Origin of the sequence: Rhodopseudomonas sp. G2_2311, assembly GCF_047501505.1 — a bacterium.
Taxonomy (GTDB): Bacteria; Pseudomonadota; Alphaproteobacteria; order Rhizobiales; family Xanthobacteraceae; genus Rhodopseudomonas; species Rhodopseudomonas palustris_H.
This window is the reverse complement of record NZ_JAZDRK010000013.1, coordinates 84,784-100,517: the sequence shown is the minus strand read 5'-3', so window position 1 is coordinate 100,517 and position 15,734 is coordinate 84,784. Positions and strand designations below refer to the sequence as shown.

Annotated in this window: 11 protein-coding genes; 7 read left to right on the top strand and 4 right to left on the bottom strand. The window is 66.2% G+C overall.

Features of this window, described 5'->3' with window-relative positions; all coding sequences use genetic code 11:
• Positions 1–292: 292 nt before the first annotated feature.
• On the bottom strand, positions 293–1,747 hold the full coding sequence (locus VRZ08_RS17070; protein WP_414533285.1) for a glutamate synthase subunit beta: 1,455 nt from the start codon (positions 1,745–1,747) through the stop codon (positions 293–295).
• A 156-nt stretch (positions 1,748–1,903) separates the two neighbouring features.
• On the bottom strand, positions 1,904–6,631 hold the full coding sequence (gene gltB, locus VRZ08_RS17065) for a glutamate synthase large subunit (protein WP_264075580.1): 4,728 nt from the start codon (positions 6,629–6,631) through the stop codon (positions 1,904–1,906).
• A gap of 460 nt (positions 6,632–7,091) precedes the next feature.
• Between gltB and VRZ08_RS17060 the strand changes: the two genes are divergently transcribed.
• Positions 7,092–7,874, top strand: coding sequence for a hypothetical protein (locus tag VRZ08_RS17060; protein ID WP_414533284.1), 783 nt, complete (start codon positions 7,092–7,094; stop codon positions 7,872–7,874).
• 141 nt (positions 7,875–8,015) lie between these two features.
• On the opposite strand, the gene VRZ08_RS17055 is transcribed toward VRZ08_RS17060, so the two are convergent.
• Positions 8,016–8,492: an Hsp20 family protein gene (locus tag VRZ08_RS17055; protein ID WP_107343047.1), complete on the bottom strand. Its 477-nt coding sequence runs from the start codon at positions 8,490–8,492 to the stop codon at positions 8,016–8,018.
• A 221-nt stretch (positions 8,493–8,713) separates the two neighbouring features.
• Here VRZ08_RS17055 and VRZ08_RS17050 point away from each other — a divergent pair, with 221 nt between their 5' ends.
• On the top strand, positions 8,714–9,658 hold the full coding sequence (locus tag VRZ08_RS17050; RefSeq protein WP_263990647.1) for an alpha/beta hydrolase: 945 nt from the start codon (positions 8,714–8,716) through the stop codon (positions 9,656–9,658).
• A gap of 123 nt (positions 9,659–9,781) precedes the next feature.
• A complete protein-coding gene (gene galU / locus VRZ08_RS17045; RefSeq protein ID WP_107343045.1) occupies positions 9,782–10,657 on the top strand; it encodes a UTP--glucose-1-phosphate uridylyltransferase GalU in 876 nt (291 codons plus the stop codon).
• A gap of 27 nt (positions 10,658–10,684) precedes the next feature.
• Here the strand turns inward: galU and VRZ08_RS17040 are convergent, their stop codons facing one another.
• Positions 10,685–12,193, bottom strand: a complete 1,509-nt coding sequence (locus VRZ08_RS17040; RefSeq protein ID WP_107357392.1) for a diguanylate cyclase — start codon at positions 12,191–12,193, stop codon at positions 10,685–10,687.
• 167 nt (positions 12,194–12,360) lie between these two features.
• Here VRZ08_RS17040 and VRZ08_RS17035 point away from each other — a divergent pair, with 167 nt between their 5' ends.
• The 4 genes from VRZ08_RS17035 (at position 12,361) to VRZ08_RS17020 (ending at position 15,728) form a co-directional block, all read left to right on the top strand.
• Positions 12,361–12,633 carry a hypothetical protein gene (locus tag VRZ08_RS17035; RefSeq protein ID WP_107354323.1) on the top strand — a complete coding sequence of 91 codons (273 nt, stop codon included), beginning with the start codon at positions 12,361–12,363 and terminating at the stop codon, positions 12,631–12,633.
• A 130-nt stretch (positions 12,634–12,763) separates the two neighbouring features.
• Positions 12,764–13,762, top strand: a complete 999-nt coding sequence (locus VRZ08_RS17030) for an ABC transporter substrate-binding protein (RefSeq protein WP_414533283.1) — start codon at positions 12,764–12,766, stop codon at positions 13,760–13,762.
• A gap of 210 nt (positions 13,763–13,972) precedes the next feature.
• The gene (locus VRZ08_RS17025) at positions 13,973–14,767 is read left to right on the top strand and encodes an ABC transporter ATP-binding protein (RefSeq protein ID WP_414533282.1); all 795 of its coding nucleotides are present in this window, start codon (positions 13,973–13,975) and stop codon (positions 14,765–14,767) included.
• Positions 14,768–14,876: 109 nt separating this feature from the next.
• Positions 14,877–15,728: an ABC transporter permease gene (locus tag VRZ08_RS17020; protein WP_408018908.1), complete on the top strand. Its 852-nt coding sequence runs from the start codon at positions 14,877–14,879 to the stop codon at positions 15,726–15,728.
• Positions 15,729–15,734 lie beyond the last annotated feature (6 nt).

Sequence of the window (15,734 nt, the reverse complement as noted above, 5' to 3'; positions counted from 1 at the left end):
CCATCCTTTGAGATGCGCGGCTGTGCCGCGCTCCTCAGGACAAGGCAGTGCGCGAAGTGATTATGCGCGCTCGGGCCGCGCTGGATGTTCGGGCCTTCGTCGCGCCGGAGCGGCTATGGCCGCGCAGGCGGGTCGAGCCCGCGCATGACGCTGGGGCGTGTAGCTATCGACTACGTCCTCAGGCCGTAGGATGGGTTGAGCGACGCGAAACCCATCGCTGCGCGGCGAGGCTTTGATGGGTTTCGCTGCGCTCAACCCATCCTACGGCGCTACGGCGCTGCTATTGCCCCGCTTACCGCGGCAGCGTGGTCGCGCCCATCAGGAACCGGTCGATCGCCTGGGCGCAGAGGCGGCCTTCGCGGATCGCCCAGACCACCAGCGACTGGCCGCGGCGCATGTCGCCGGCGGCGAACACCTTGTCGACCGAGGTGGTGAAGTGCGACAGGTCGGCGGCGACGTTGCCGCGCGGGTCGAGCGCGACGCCGAGCTGGGTGAGGAGGCCTTCCTTGACCGGCGAGACGAAGCCCATCGCCAGCAGCACGAGGTCGGCTTCGAGCACGAATTCGGTGCCGGGGATCGGCTGGAACTTGGCGTCGACGCGGACGCAGTTCAGCTTCTTGACGACGCCGCCCTCGCCTTCGAACGACTGGGTCATCACGGCGAATTCGCGCAGCGCGCCTTCGGCCTGGCTCGAGGAGGTGCGCATCTTCATCGGCCAGTTCGGCCAAGTCAGCGCCTTGTTCTCGCGCTCCGGCGGCGCCGGCATGATTTCGATCTGGGTCACCGACTTGGCGCCCTGACGGATCGAGGTGCCGATGCAGTCCGAACCGGTATCGCCGCCGCCGATCACCACCACGTTCTTGCCGGCGGCGAGAATGTCGGTGCCGTTCACGGCTTCGCCGGAGACCCGGCGGTTCTGCTGGGTGAGGAAGTCCATCGCGAAATGGATGCCGCCGAGCTCGCGGCCCGGGATCGGCAGATCGCGCGGCGCTTCCGCACCGCCGGTCAGCGCGACGGCGTCGTACTGCTTGAGCAGCTCGGCCGGATCGACTGCGCCCGGAGCGCTGCCGCCGACCGGCGCGCCGTAGTGGAAGGTGACGCCTTCGGCTTCCATCTGAGCGACGCGGCGGTCGATCAGAGTCTTCTCCATCTTGAAGTCCGGGATGCCGTAGCGGAGCAGGCCGCCGGCCTTGGCAAACTTCTCATAGACGTGGACGTCGTGACCGGCGCGCGCCAACTGCTGGGCGCAGGCAAGGCCCGCCGGGCCGGCGCCGACGATCGCGACGCTCTGGCCGGTCTTGACCGCGGCGATCTCCGGCTTGACCCAGCCGTTGTCGAACGCGGTGTCGACGATCGCGCATTCGATCGTCTTGATGGTGACCGGGTTGTCGTCGATGTTCAGCGTGCACGACGCTTCGCACGGCGCCGGGCAGATCCGGCCGGTGAATTCCGGGAAGTTATTGGTCGAGTGCAGGGTGCGCGCGGCTTCCTGCCAATAACCGTTGTAAACCAGGTCGTTCCAGTCCGGGATCTGGTTGTTGACCGGACAGCCCGTCGCGCCCGGCTGCGGCGAACCGGTGCCGTGGCAATACGGGATGCCGCAGTTCATGCAGCGGGCGGCCTGGTCGCGCAGGTCTTTCTCGCTGAGCGGAACCACGAACTCGCTGTAGTTCTTCACCCGGTCGGCGACCGGCGCATAAGCGCGATCGTGCCGCTCGATTTCCAGAAACCCCGTGACCTTGCCCATCGAACTCTGACGCCTCGAATTCTTGTCTTCGACTTTGTGTCTTGGCACGCACTCTCCGTCATTGCGAGGAGCGAAGCGACGAAGCAATCCAGCTCAACGCAAGGAGCTTCTGGATTGCTTCGCTTCGCTCGCAATGACGAGGAAGCGCTGGTGTAACTACGCCCCGATCGCGATCTTCGGCTCCTCGGCGGCGCGGGCTTTCATCTCGCGCAGCGCGCGGCGATACTCGACCGGCATCACCTTGCGGAATTTCGGCAAGTAGCTCTTCCAGTTCGCCAGGATGTCCTGGGCGCGCTTGGAGCCGGTGTACTTGGCGTGGCGCGAGATCAGCACGTGCAGCCGCTCGACGTCGGCGCCGAGCAGATCGGCGAACACGTCGACCTTGCCGTGCGCTTCGAGATCGCCGGCCTGATGGAACGCGCCGGCATTGATCATCTCTTCCGACAGCACCGGCTCGAGCTCGACCATCGCCATGTTGCAGGTCTTGGCGAAGCTGCCGTCCTCGTCCAGCACGTAGGCGACGCCACCCGACATGCCGGCCGCGAAGTTACGACCGGTCTTGCCGAGCACCACCACGATGCCGCCGGTCATGTATTCGCAGCAATGATCGCCGGCGCCTTCGACCACCGCGACCGCGCCCGAGTTACGCACCGCGAAGCGTTCGCCGGCGATGCCGCGGAAGTAGCACTCGCCTTCGATCGCGCCGTACATCACGGTGTTGCCGACGATGATCGACTCTTCCGGCACGATGCCGGAGATCGCCGGCGGCCGGACGATGATCTTGCCGCCCGACAGGCCCTTGCCGACGTAGTCGTTGCCTTCGCCTTCGAGATCGAAGGTGATGCCGCGCGCCAGCCAGGCGCCGAACGCCTGCCCCGCGGTGCCCTTGAGGTGCACCTGGATGGTGTCGGCCGGCAGGCCGGCGTGGCCGTAATGCTTGGCGACGGTGCCGGACAGCATCGCGCCGGCCGAGCGGTCGGTGTTGTTGATCTCGATCTCGAACTTCACCGGTGCGCCGCGGTCGATTGCCGGCTGCGACTTGGCGATCAGCTTGCGGTCGAGCACGCTGTCGAGATGATGATCCTGGCCTTCCGAATGGAAGATCGTCTGGCCCTTGTCCGCCTTCTGCTTGAAGAACAGCTTGGAGAAGTCGAGGCCCTTGGCCTTCCAGTGCGCCACCAGAGCGGCTTGGTCGAGCATCTGCGACTGGCCGACCATTTCGTTGAAGGTGCGGTAGCCGAGGCTCGCCATCAGTTCGCGGACTTCTTCGGCGACGAAGAAGAAGTAGTTGATGACGTGCTCGGGCTGGCCGGTGAAGCGCTTGCGCAGCACCGGGTCCTGGGTGGCGACGCCGACCGGGCAGGTGTTGAGGTGGCACTTGCGCATCATGATGCAGCCGGCCGCGATCAGCGGCGCGGTGGCGAAGCCGAACTCGTCGGCGCCGAGCAGCGCGCCGATCACCACGTCACGGCCGGTGCGGAAGCCGCCGTCGACCTGGACGGCGATGCGCGACCGCAGCCGCTCGCGCACCAGGGTCTGGTGGGTTTCGGCGAGGCCGATTTCCCACGGCGAACCGGCGTGCTTGATCGAGGTCAGCGGCGAAGCGCCGGTGCCGCCTTCGAAGCCCGAGATGGTGACGTGGTCGGCGCGCGCCTTGGCAACGCCCGCCGCGACGGTGCCGACGCCGATTTCCGACACCAGCTTCACCGAGATCGCGCTCGACGGATTGACGTTCTTCAGATCGTAGATCAGCTGCGCCAGATCTTCGATCGAGTAGATGTCGTGGTGCGGCGGCGGCGAAATCAGGCCGACGCCGGGGGTCGAGTGGCGCACCGCCGCGATGGTGGCGTCGACCTTGTGGCCGGGCAACTGACCGCCTTCGCCGGGCTTGGCACCCTGCGCCATCTTAATTTGGATCATGTCCGAATTGGCGAGGTATTCGGTCGTGACACCGAACCGGCCCGAGGCGACCTGCTTGATCGCCGAGCGCATCGAGTCGCCGTTCGCCATCGGCTTGAAGCGATCCGGCTCCTCGCCGCCCTCACCGGTGTTCGACTTGCCGCCGATCCGGTTCATGGCGATCGCCAGCGTGGTGTGCGCTTCGCGCGAGATCGAGCCGAAGCTCATCGCGCCGGTCGAGAACCGCTTGACGATCTCAGCGGCCGACTCGACTTCGGCGAGCGGCACCGGCTTGCGGCCTTCGGCCTCCGCGCCCTTGATCTTGAACAGGCCGCGCAGCGTCAGCAGCCGCTCCTGCTGCTCGTTGAGCAGCTTGGCGAACGCGCGGTAGCGCTCCTGCGAGTTGCCACGCACCGCGTGCTGCAGGGTCGCGACCGAATCCGCGGTCCAGGCGTGGTCCTCGCCGCGGGTGCGGAAAGCATACTCGCCGCCGACGTCGAGCGCGGTCTTGTACACCAGCGCGTCGCCGAATGCGTCGCGATGGCGGCGCACGGTCTCTTCGGCGATTTCGGCCAGGCCGACGCCTTCGATCTGCGAGTGGGTGCCGGCGAAGTACTTGGCGATGAAGTCGTGACGCAGGCCGACGGCATCGAAGATCTGCGCGCCGCAATACGACTGATAGGTCGAGATGCCCATCTTCGACATGACCTTGAGCAGGCCCTTGCCGATCGACTTGATGTAGCGCTTGACGATTTCCTTGTCTTCGAGCTTGGCCGGCAGCCGGTCCTTCAGCGCGATGATGGTCTCGAACGCCAGATACGGGTTGATGGCTTCGGCGCCGAAACCGGCCAGGCAGGCGAAGTGATGCACTTCGCGCGGCTCGCCCGACTCGATCACCAGGCCCACCGAGGTGCGCAGACCGACGCGGATCAGGTGATGATGAACCGAGGCGCAGGCCAGCAGCGCCGGGATCGGAATCCGGTCGGCACCGGCGGCGCGGTCGCTGAGGATGATGATGTTGACGCCGTCACGCACCGCAGACTCGGCGCGGCCGTTGAGGTCGTCGAGCACCTGCTCCATGCCGGCAGCGCCGAGCGCGGAGTGGAAGGTGGTGTCGAGGGTGCGCGACTTGAAGTGCGGATCGCCGATCTCGGAGATCGAACGGATCTTCTCGAGGTCGCCGTCGGTCAGGATCGGCTGACGCACTTCCAGGCGCTTGGTGCCGGCGAGACCTTCGGTGTCGAACAGGTTCGGCCGCGGGCCGATGATCGACACCAGGCTCATCACCAGCTCCTCGCGGATCGGATCGATCGGCGGGTTGGTGACCTGGGCGAAGTTCTGCTTGAAGTAGGTGTAGAGCAGCTTCGGCTTGTCCGAGAGCGCCGACAGCGGAGTGTCGTTGCCCATCGAGCCGTTGGCTTCCTCGCCGGTCGACGCCATCGGCGTCAGCAGGATCGAGATGTCTTCCTGGGTGTAGCCGAACGCCTGCTGCCGATCGAGCAGCGGCAGGTTGGAGCGCTGGCCCTTGACCGGCGCGTCCTTCAGCTCTTCCAGCACGATCTGGGTGCGATGCAGCCAGTCGGCATAGGGCTGGCTGGCGGCGAGCTGCGCCTTGATCTCTTCGTCCGGGATCAGGCGGCCCTGCTCGAGGTCGACCAGCAGCATCTTGCCGGGCTGCAGCCGCCACTTGGTGACGATCTGGTCCTCCGGAATCTTCAGCACGCCCATTTCGGACGCCATCACGATGCGGTCGTCCTTGGTGACGAGATAGCGCGCCGGGCGCAGACCGTTACGGTCGAGCGTCGCGCCGATTTGGCGGCCGTCGGTGAAGGCGAGCGCGGCCGGACCGTCCCACGGCTCCATCAGAGCGGCGTGGTACTCGTAGAAAGCGCGGCGCTTCTCGTCCATCAGCGGGTTGCCGGCCCACGCTTCCGGAATCATCATCATCACGGCATGCGTCAGCGAGTAGCCGCCGCGCACCAGGAATTCGAGCGCGTTGTCGAAGCAGGCGGTGTCGCTCTGGCCTTCGTAAGAGATCGGCCACAGCCGGCTGATGTCTTCGCCGTACAGTTCCGAATGCACCGACGCCTGACGCGCCGCCATCCAGTTGACGTTGCCGCGCAGGGTGTTGATCTCACCGTTATGCGCGACCATGCGGTACGGATGCGCCAGCGACCAGGTCGGGAAGGTGTTGGTCGAGAACCGCTGATGCACCAGCGCCAGCGCGCTGGCGAAATCGTCTTCGTGCAGATCCGGATAGTACTTGCCGAGCTGGTCGGCCAGGAACATGCCCTTGTAGATCACGGTGCGGCACGACAGCGACACCGGATAGTAGCCGGCGAGGGCGCGCTCGCGACGCTGATAGATCGCGTTCGAGATCGACTTGCGCAGGATGTAGAGCTTGCGCTCGAAATCGTCTTCGGAGGTGATCGCGGTGCCGCGGCCGATGAACACCTGCATGTTGGCAGGCTCGGTCGGCTTCACGGTCTCGCCGAGCGAGGAGTTGTCGGTCGGCACGTCGCGCCAGCCGAGGAAGGTCAGGCCTTCGGCCTTGATGCGATCCTCGATGATGCTCTTGATCACCTTCCGCCACGAAGTCTCGCGCGGCATGAACAGCGCACCGACGGCGTATTCGCCCGGCGCCGGCAGCGAGAAACCGAGTTCGGTGGCCTTGCGGCTGAAGAAGGCGTGCGGGATCTGCACCAGGATGCCGGCGCCGTCACCGGCGCGCGGATCGGCGCCGACGGCGCCGCGATGCTCGAGGTTGCACAGGATGCGCAGCGCGTCGCAGACGATCTGATGCGACTTGACGCCCTTGATGTTGGCGATGAAGCCGACGCCGCAGGCGTCCTTTTCGCGCGACAGGTCGTACAGACCTTCGGCCGGCGGACGCCAGGTGTGCTCAGGACCGGTGGTTTTGACAGCCGAGTCCGCCGTCAGCGCATTGGCAACCATAATTTCGCGCTCGCACTCAGACCCGCTCATCTTCGTCCTCTTCATCCCGGGAGGGGATACACTATCCAGCATCGGCGCACTTCGAACGCTCGCGGCACCCTCCGGGCCACCGCTCGCGCTCTGCGAGCCACGATTTGCGTATTCAGACCCCGGTGTCCATATCGCCCAACGGACAATCAGGTGCCGCGCGCGACGTCAATCGTCTCGCGTGACGCTGCAAACCCCGTGCCGGGCTACCACCGTAAATGAGACAGCGATGCTGTCCTAGCACGACTTTGCCAAATTTTTGTCTAGCACACAAGCGCGCCCACGTCCCCCATTCGATGGTGGCTCCGGCGCGTTTCGGCTTTGGTTCTGCAGCAGCGACGCGATCGCGGCTGCCGCGGATTCACGCCAAATGCGCCGCGTTTGGGCCAAGCCCAGGCCAAATTCCCCGGCGAGGCTCCCGCCCGCACCAGAACGGGGCGGGCGCTGCAGGGAGCATGAAGCTATGAAATTCAAGGGGTGGGTAATGTCGGCGGGCCTCGCCGCGACCGCCGCGACCACGGCGATGGCCGATCCGCTGCCGGCCGGCGGCGCCGCGCGGCCGCCCGTCACCCGAGTGTCGGACCTTCAGGGCTCGTATGCGGCGATGCCGCCGCCGGCCCGGCGCGATCTGCGCCGCCCGGCCCCGCTGGCCGAGGTGCTGGAGGTGCTGTCACCGGATGAAGTCACCCGCGCGGCCCGCGCCGAGGGCTTTTCGCCGCTCGGCTATCCGCGCCAGCGCGGCGCGGTCTACACCATGGCGGCGATCAATCCGGACGGTGACGATGGTCGCCTGGTGATCGACGCCCGCACCGGCCGTATGGTCCGCTTCATGCCGGCCTGGCAGATGGGCGACCGCATGGAAGAGGTGACGGTCGCCAGTTACGGCCGGATTCAGGGACTGCCCCGGTTCGTCGAGACCAATCCGCCGCGGCCGCCGAAGCCGGTCGCCCGCGTCGCCAACCGCAATGCCGCCACGCCGATTCCGCGGCCGGCGCCTCAGCATCCGGCCGGCGACAAAGCCGCCAAGGCCGCAGGCGACGCCGCCGCCAAGGACGGCTCCAAGTCGGCGCTCGATCAGGCCAGGCAGGACGCCGGCAAGGACACCAAACAGGACGCCGCAGCGGTGCAGAGCCCGGCCAGCGCCGTGCCATCAGCCGCAGGCCCCTCGCCGGTGCGAGCCAAGCCCTCCTCCTCGGCGACGATCCGCCCGACCGAAGCAATGCCGCCGGTGCAGGGGCTGGAGTAGCCGCTCGGTCGGCTTTTCAGACGACCTGCCCTTCGCGACGGAGCGGACGGTCTTTCCAACAGCAAAGCGCCCCGGTTGCCCGGGGCGCCTGCTTGGCTAGGGGTCTATGCAGCGAAAGAAAGTTCGCAAGCCGGCGGCGCGTTACGCGGCCGCCTTCTCGCTGTTGTCGGTGACCACTTGCGGGCCGGCCTGCGCATTGATGCTGATCGGAATGCTGCGCGGCTTTTTCGCCTCGGGAATCTCGCGCACGAGGTCGACGTGCAGCAGACCGTTTTCGAGGCTGGCGTTCTTTACCGTGACGTAGTCGGCGAGCTGGAAGGCCCGCTCGAAGGCGCGCGCGGCGATGCCGCGATACAGCACTTCGGCCTTGCCGGCCTCTTCACCGGTCTTCTCGCCCTTGATGGTCAGCGTGTTCTCCTTGCTGACGATCGACAGCTCGGACGGAGAGAACCCGGCGACCGCAACGGTGATGCGATACGCATTCTCGCCGGTACGCTCGATGTTATAGGGCGGATAGCCGGGGGCGGCCGCATCCGCAGAGGTCTGGTCGAGCAGATTGAACAGCCGGTCGAAGCCGATGGTCGAACGATAGAACGGGGTGAGATCGAAGCTACGCATGGTCAAAGTCCTCCTAGAAGCGACTATGTGATGACCCGCCCGCCATCGGGCCGGGCCTTGTCCGTGCAGCCGGAGAAGTCAGTTCCTGACCCCTTGGTGTGGCCTGCACGGAAATGATATGGGAGGGGCGTTTCGGGGTTCAAGAGGGGGCCCGAAGCAGTTCGCGCCCGCCGCTTTCATCCCGATTTTCCAGGCATTTGCTCCCCTTCCGGACCCGGTCCATGACGCTCGTCTCGACTCCTGCCAATCCGGTGCCCGAAGACGCCGTCTCCGGTTTCATCAAGACGCCCGACGGCGTGCAGCTGCGGTTTGCGCGGTGGGAGCCGGCGGGGCATCGCAAAGGCACCGTGTGCGTCTTCACCGGACGCACCGAGCAGATCGAGAAGTACTTCGAGACGGTGCGCGATCTGCGCGACCGCGGCTTTGCGGTCGCGGCGCTTGACTGGCGCGGCCAGGGCCATTCGGAACGCCGGCTGCGCGACTATCGCAAGGGCTATGTGCGCAACTTCGCCGACTTTGAGGTCGACGTCGAAACCTTCGTCCGCGAAGTGGTGCTGCCGGACTGCCCGCCGCCGCATTTCGCGCTGGCGCATTCGATGGGCGGCGCGGTGATGTTGCGCATCGCCCGCTCCGGCAAACGCTGGTTCGACCGCATGGTGCTGTCGGCCCCGATGATCGACCTCGCCGGCAACACCACCGCGCTGCCGATCAGACTGCTGCTGCGGGCGATGCGGCTGGCCGGCCAAGGCGGCCGCTATGTGCCAGGCGGCAACGACGTGCTCGCCAACACTGAGCCGTTCGTGGGCAACAAGTTGACCTCGGATCCGGTGCGCTACGCCCGCAATGCGGCGATCGTCGCCGAAGACCCGACCCTCGGCCTCGCCTCGCCGACCGTCGCCTGGGCCGACACCGCCTTCCGCGCCATGCACGCCTTCAAGGCGACCAACTATCCGTCGCAGATCCGGCAGCCGATCCTGATGATCGCGGCCGGCATGGACGGCGTGGTGTCGACGCCGGCGATCGAAGAGTTCGCTTATCATTTGCGGGCCGGGTCGCATTTGGTGATCCCCGGCGCCAAGCACGAAATTCTCCAGGAGCAGGATCGTTACCGCCAGCAATTCTGGGCGGCGTTCGATGCTTTCGTACCGGGGACGCCGCTTTTCTGATGTGACATTCTGTCTCCGGCGACGCTTCGCGCCGCGTTTCGGAACTTCACACATCCGCCTTGGTTGCAGGCTGCAAGACCGTACGGTTTCGCCCTTCCGTCCCTCTCGAAAGATTTCCAGATCATGAAAATCCGTAAAGCCGTCTTCCCGGTCGCCGGCCTCGGCACCCGCGTTCTCCCCGCCACCAAGGCGATGCCGAAGGAGATGCTGACCATCGTCGACAAGCCGCTGATCCAGTACGTCGTCGACGAAGCGCGGGAAGCCGGCATCGAGCACTTCGTGTTCGTCACCGGGCGCAACAAGGGCATGATCGAGGATCATTTCGACCGCCAGTTCGAGCTCGATGTGACGCTGGAGAAGCGCAACAAGAAGAACGAGATGGAAATCCTGGCGCGGGACCAGCCGGAAGCGGGCGCGATGAGCTTCACCCGCCAGCAGGCCCCGCACGGGCTCGGCCACGCGGTGTGGTGCGCTCGCGACATCGTCGGCAACGAGCCGTTCGCGGTGGTGCTGCCGGACGAATTGGTGCTCAACACCCCGGGCTGCCTGAAGCAGATGATCCAGGCCGCCGAGAAGCTCGGCGACAAGGCCAACGTCATCGCGGTGGAAGAAGTGCCGGCCGACCGCACCCATCAGTACGGCATCTGCGGCGTCGGCAAGCGCACCGGCAAAGTGTTCGAGGTCGACGGCATGGTCGAGAAGCCGGCGCCCGGCACCGCGCCGTCGAACCTGTCGATCACCGGGCGCTACATCCTGCAGCCGGAGATCTTCAAGATCCTGGCGACACAGGAGCGCGGCGCCGGCGGCGAAATCCAGCTCACCGACGCGATGATCGGGCTGTCGAAGACCCAGAAATTCTACGGCGTGGAGTTCGAAGGCGAACGCCACGATTGCGGTTCAAAGGCCGGCTTCCTGCGCGCCAACATCGCGTTCGCGATGCAGCGCGACGACCTGCGTGCCGGCCTGATCGAAGACATGAAGCGTTATCTGGACAAGTAATCGCGCGGCGCCGGAGCGCCGGAGAGGTTACGCCACCAGCGTGACCTCGCCGCGCACGGCGACGACGCAACGATTGCGGCCGAGTTCCTTGGCCGCATACAGCGCACGATCGGCGGCTTCGACCAGATCGTGCCATTGATGCGCAGCCATCGGCGTGGTGCTGGCGACGCCGATCGACACGGTGACGCCGCCCTCGATATCCGACCATTCCTCGACCTTGCGCCGGATGGTCTCGGCGATGGCTTCAGCCGCCGGCGCGGTGAGCCCCGGCAGCAGCACCGCGAACTCCTCGCCGCCGAACCGGGCGACGCAGTCGCCGGCGCGATGCACGGTGTCGGCGATACACACCGCGATCCCGACCAGCATCTGGTCGCCGGCCTGATGGCCGAAGCTGTCGTTGTAAGCCTTGAAGTGATCGGCATCGATCATCAACAGCGCGATCGGCGTGTTCTGCCGGATGGCGCGGCGCCACTCGGTGTCGATCGCGGCGTCGAATTTGCGCCGGTTGGTCAGCCCGGTCAGCGGATCGGTGGTGGCCAGCTCCTCGAGCCGGCGCTCGGCCGCGGCGCGGCGCTCGATCTCGCGGATGAAGAACACCGTGACGGCAGCGACGAAGCCGGCCAGCACCAGCAGCACGATGCCGATCCAGATCGCCTCCTTGCGCCACATCGCATAGATGTCGTTCCACGACTTCGCGACCAGCACCACCAGCGGCTTGGTGCTGTCGCTCCACACGAACATCCGCTGGACGCCGTCCAGCGTGCCGGTGCCGGCGAACCAGCCGTTGCGGCGGCTGAACATCTTCTGCGCACCGGAGGTGAACAGCATGTTCTTGCCGATCAGCTCCGGCTCGAACGGGGTGCGGACGATCAGGGTGCCGTCGTGCGCGATCACCGCGATCATGTCCTGCGGGCGCAGCCGCAGCCGCTTGAACAGGTCCTGGAAGTAACCGAACTTGATCGAGCCGGCGACGACGCCGAGAAACGTGCCGTCGGAGCCGGTGACACGTCGGCTGAGGATCACCGAGTAGTGGCCGTCGACATGTTGCGGCTTGCTGATGTACAGCCCGGCATATGGCTCGTCGCGCTGCACCGTGAAGAACGGCTCGCTCGCCCGGTTCTCCTTCGGCGGGTTGGTCAGGGCGGAATCGCGGGTGAGATTGCCGTGCTCGTCATAGACCCGGATCGCGCCGAAATGCGGACCGGTGACCGGATGATCGAACAGGATCAGTCGCGCCAGGCGGGCGTCGACCTGACTGAGTTCGGGCAGCACCAGATTGGACGCGACCGCACGCAGCGAGGCGTCGTACAGCTCGACATTGCGATTGATGTCGGCGTCCATCGAGGCGGCGAGATTTTCGAGCGTCTGCCGCGCCAGCTCTTCGGCGCCGCGCCGCATGTCGAGCAGCACGCTGCCGCACACAGCGGAAAAACCCAGCACGGTGATCAGCGAAAACATCACCATCACCCGCGCCGACATCCGGCGCCGACGGTGGAGCTCCTTGCTGATCCTGTCGAACAGAGCGTGCGTGTCCATCATCTCAGGTTCCACGCAATGTCTTGCAGAGCGCTTAAGTTGCGCTATTGACGTAATGCGGGGTTAACACGCTGTTTCACCGCATAACGTCGGACTCGGCCGGAGAACGCACTTAGCGTCCTCCAAACGACCATCCATCCGCTCCCTTCGACCAACCACGGCGCCCGATGAAATCCTACGAACCCCTACGAGAGTATCTGGCGCAGCAGACCGCCCCGGAGCTGGTGCTCAGCATCGACGCCATCGAGGAGATGCTCGGCTTTGACCTGCCGCGCGCGGCGCAGCGGGCGGCGTGGTGGGATTCGACCTATGCGCCCGACGAGAAGATGCCGCAGCGCGAAGCCTGCCTCGCCGCCGGCTACATCGCCACCCGCCTGCCGGATGGCTCCGGTGTCCGCTTCCGGCGGATGAAGGCCGAACGGCCGCGCTGGCGCGGCTGACGGGTTCCCCGGCGGGCGCAGCGGCGCGCGCGACCGGCATTGACAGATTGCCGCACCCCGCGTCCTGATGCGTGACACGCGTCGCGGCCCGCCTGGGCCTGCGAGCCGCGAACGTCATGAGGAAACGCCGATGCGCAGAGTTGTCGCCGCCCTGTTTGCCGTCCTGCTGACCGCCGTGCCGGCGGCTGCGCAGACGTCGCTGAAGATCATGGTGGCCGGCATCGACAAGCAGATCTATCTGCCGGCCAAGCTCGCCGCCCAGCTCGGCTTCTTCAAGGAGGAAGGGCTCGACGTCGAACTGTTCAACTCGACCTCAGGCTCGCAGGCCGCGACCGCGCTATTGGCACGCGAAGTCCAAGGCGTCGTCGGATTTTACGATCACACCATCGACCTGCAGGCCAAGGGCAAGTTCATCACCGACGTGGTGCAGTTCTCGGTCGCGCCCGGCGAGGTCGTGCTGGTGAAGGCGGCCGAGGCGGACAAGCTAAAACAGCCGGCGAATTGGAAAGGCCTGGCGCTCGGCGTCACCGGTCTCGGCTCGGCCACCGACTTTCTCACCCGCGCGCTCGCCGCCAAGGCTGGCCTGAAGATGCAGGACTACACGCTGGTGCCGGTCGGGGCCGGCGACACCTTCCTGGCGGCAATGCAGCAGGGAAAAATCAGCTCCGGCATGACCACCGAGCCGACCGTGCAGCGTGCGCTGAGTTCCGGCACCGCCAAGATCGGCATCGACCTGCGCTCGCCGGACGAGACCCGCAAGGCGCTCGACGGCGACTACCCGGCCGCCTGCCTGTACATGGACCGCGGCTGGATGGAGGCCAACAAGCCCACCGTGCAAAAGCTGGTCAACGCCTTCGTGAAGACGCTGAAATGGATCCAGGCGCATTCGGCCGAAGAGATCGCCGACAAGATGCCGAAGGATTACTACGCCGGCGACCGCGCGCTCTACGTCCAAGGCCTGCAGGACGGCAAGGTGCAGTACTCGCCCGACGGCATGATGCCGAGCGGCGCGCCTGAGTCCGTCGCCAAGATCCTGGCCAGCTTCTCGCCCAACCTGCAGGGCAAGACCGTCGATCTGGCGAAGACCTACACCACGGAATTCGTGGCAAAGGCGAATGCTGGGCAGTGAGGGCGACGATGCCTGTCGATCGGGCCAATGCACACGAGCATGGAGTGACGCGACGCGTCTTCTCCCCTCCCCCTTGCGGGGAGGGGTCGGGGGTGGGGGTCCACAGGCACTGTGCCCGCGTCGCCCTCACCCCAACCCTCTCCCGCAAGCGGGAGAGGGAGCGCGCCGCGCTCGCGGCTCGCGCATTATTTCAGATGCGAGTAGTTGCTCATGACTAGCCCCTCCGCCGTCGAACTCCATCAGGTCGCCCGCCGCTTTGTGACGCCGTCGGGCGAGGTGCTGTCGGCGCTGGAGGATTTTGACCTGTCGATCGCGCCCGGCGAGTTCTGCGCCATCGTCGGGCCGACCGGCTGCGGCAAGTCGACGACGCTCGGACTGATCGCCGGACTGGCGAAACCGCAGGCCGGCCGCGTCACCTTGTTCGATGCGCCGGTCGATGGCGTCGATCGCCGCGTCGGCTTCGTGTTTCAGCAGGACGCGGTGTTTCCCTGGCGCAGCGTGCTGCACAACGTGATGGCCGGTCCGCTGTTTCGCGGCGTCGGCAAGGCGGATGCCGAGGCGCAAGCCCGCGACTGGATCGTCCGCGTCGGGCTGAAGGGTTTCGAGAATCATCATCCGCATCAACTGTCCGGCGGCATGCGCAAGCGCGTGGCGCTGGCGCAGACCTTCATCAACAATCCGCAGGTGCTGCTGATGGACGAGCCGTTCTCGGCGCTCGACGTCCAGACCCGGGAACTGATGCAGGAAGAACTGCTGCAGCTGTGGGCGCAGGCGCGCTCCGCGGTGCTGTTCGTCACTCACGACCTCGACGAAGCGATCCTGCTGGCCGACCGTGTCGCGGTGCTGACGACGCGTCCGGCGCGGGTGAAGTCGGTGCACGCCATCGACCTGCCGCGCCCGCGCGACGTCGCCACGCTCCGCTACGACGAGCGCTTCATCGCCATCGCCCGCCGCATCAGCGACGACCTGCGCGAAGAAGTCCTGCGCGCGAGGGCGGGGCAATGAGGAGGCCACGCGACCGTCATTGCGAGGAGCGCAGCGACGAAGCAATCCAGAGGCCGCGGATGAGGCCTGGATTGCTTCGCTTCGCTCGCAATGACGTGGAGGCGAGCCGATGACCGATACATCGATGAACAAACCCGCCGGCATTCGCGCCGAGCCAATGGCTGTCCGCATGCGGCGGCGGGCGCGGCTGGTGCTGGTGCTGCGGCTCGCGGTGCTGGTGGTGCTGATCGCCGGCTGGGAGCTGGGCGTACGGTTCGGCGTGATCGATCCGTTCTTCTTCGGCCAGCCGAGCGGCATCGTGCTCAAGCTGATCGACTGGATTCAGAACGGCACCTCGATCGGGCCGCTGTGGCGGCAGGTGTGGGTGACGATCTACGAGGCCGGCGCCGGTTTTCTGATCGGCGCCGTGCTCGGCGTGCTGTGCGGCATCGCGCTCGGCCGCAATCACCTGCTGTCGGACGTGTTCTCGATCTACATCAAGGTCGCCAATTCGATTCCCCGCGTGGTGCTCGGCTCGATCTTCATCGTCGCGCTCGGGCTGGGCGCGGCGTCGAAAGTCGCGCTGGCGGTGGTGATGGTGTTCTTCGTGGTATTCGCCAATGCGTTTCAGGGCGTGCGCGAAGCCGACAAGAACCTGATCGCCAATGCGCGGATTCTCGGCGCCAGCCCGTGGCAGGTGACGACCTCGGTGGTGATCCCTTCGGCGCTGTCGTGGATCCTGGCGAGCCTGCATGTCAGCTTCGGGTTCGCGCTGGTCGGCGCCATCGTCGGCGAATTCCTCGGCGCCCGCGAAGGCATGGGCCTGCTGATCGCCACCGCCCAGGGCTCATTCGACTCCAACGGCGTGTTCGCCGCGATGATCGTCATCGCCGTGGTGGCCCTGGTCGCCGAAGGACTGCTGACCGCGCTGGAGAAGCGATTGCTGACGTGGCGGCCGGAGGCCTCGGCCCTCAACGATTAGCCGGCG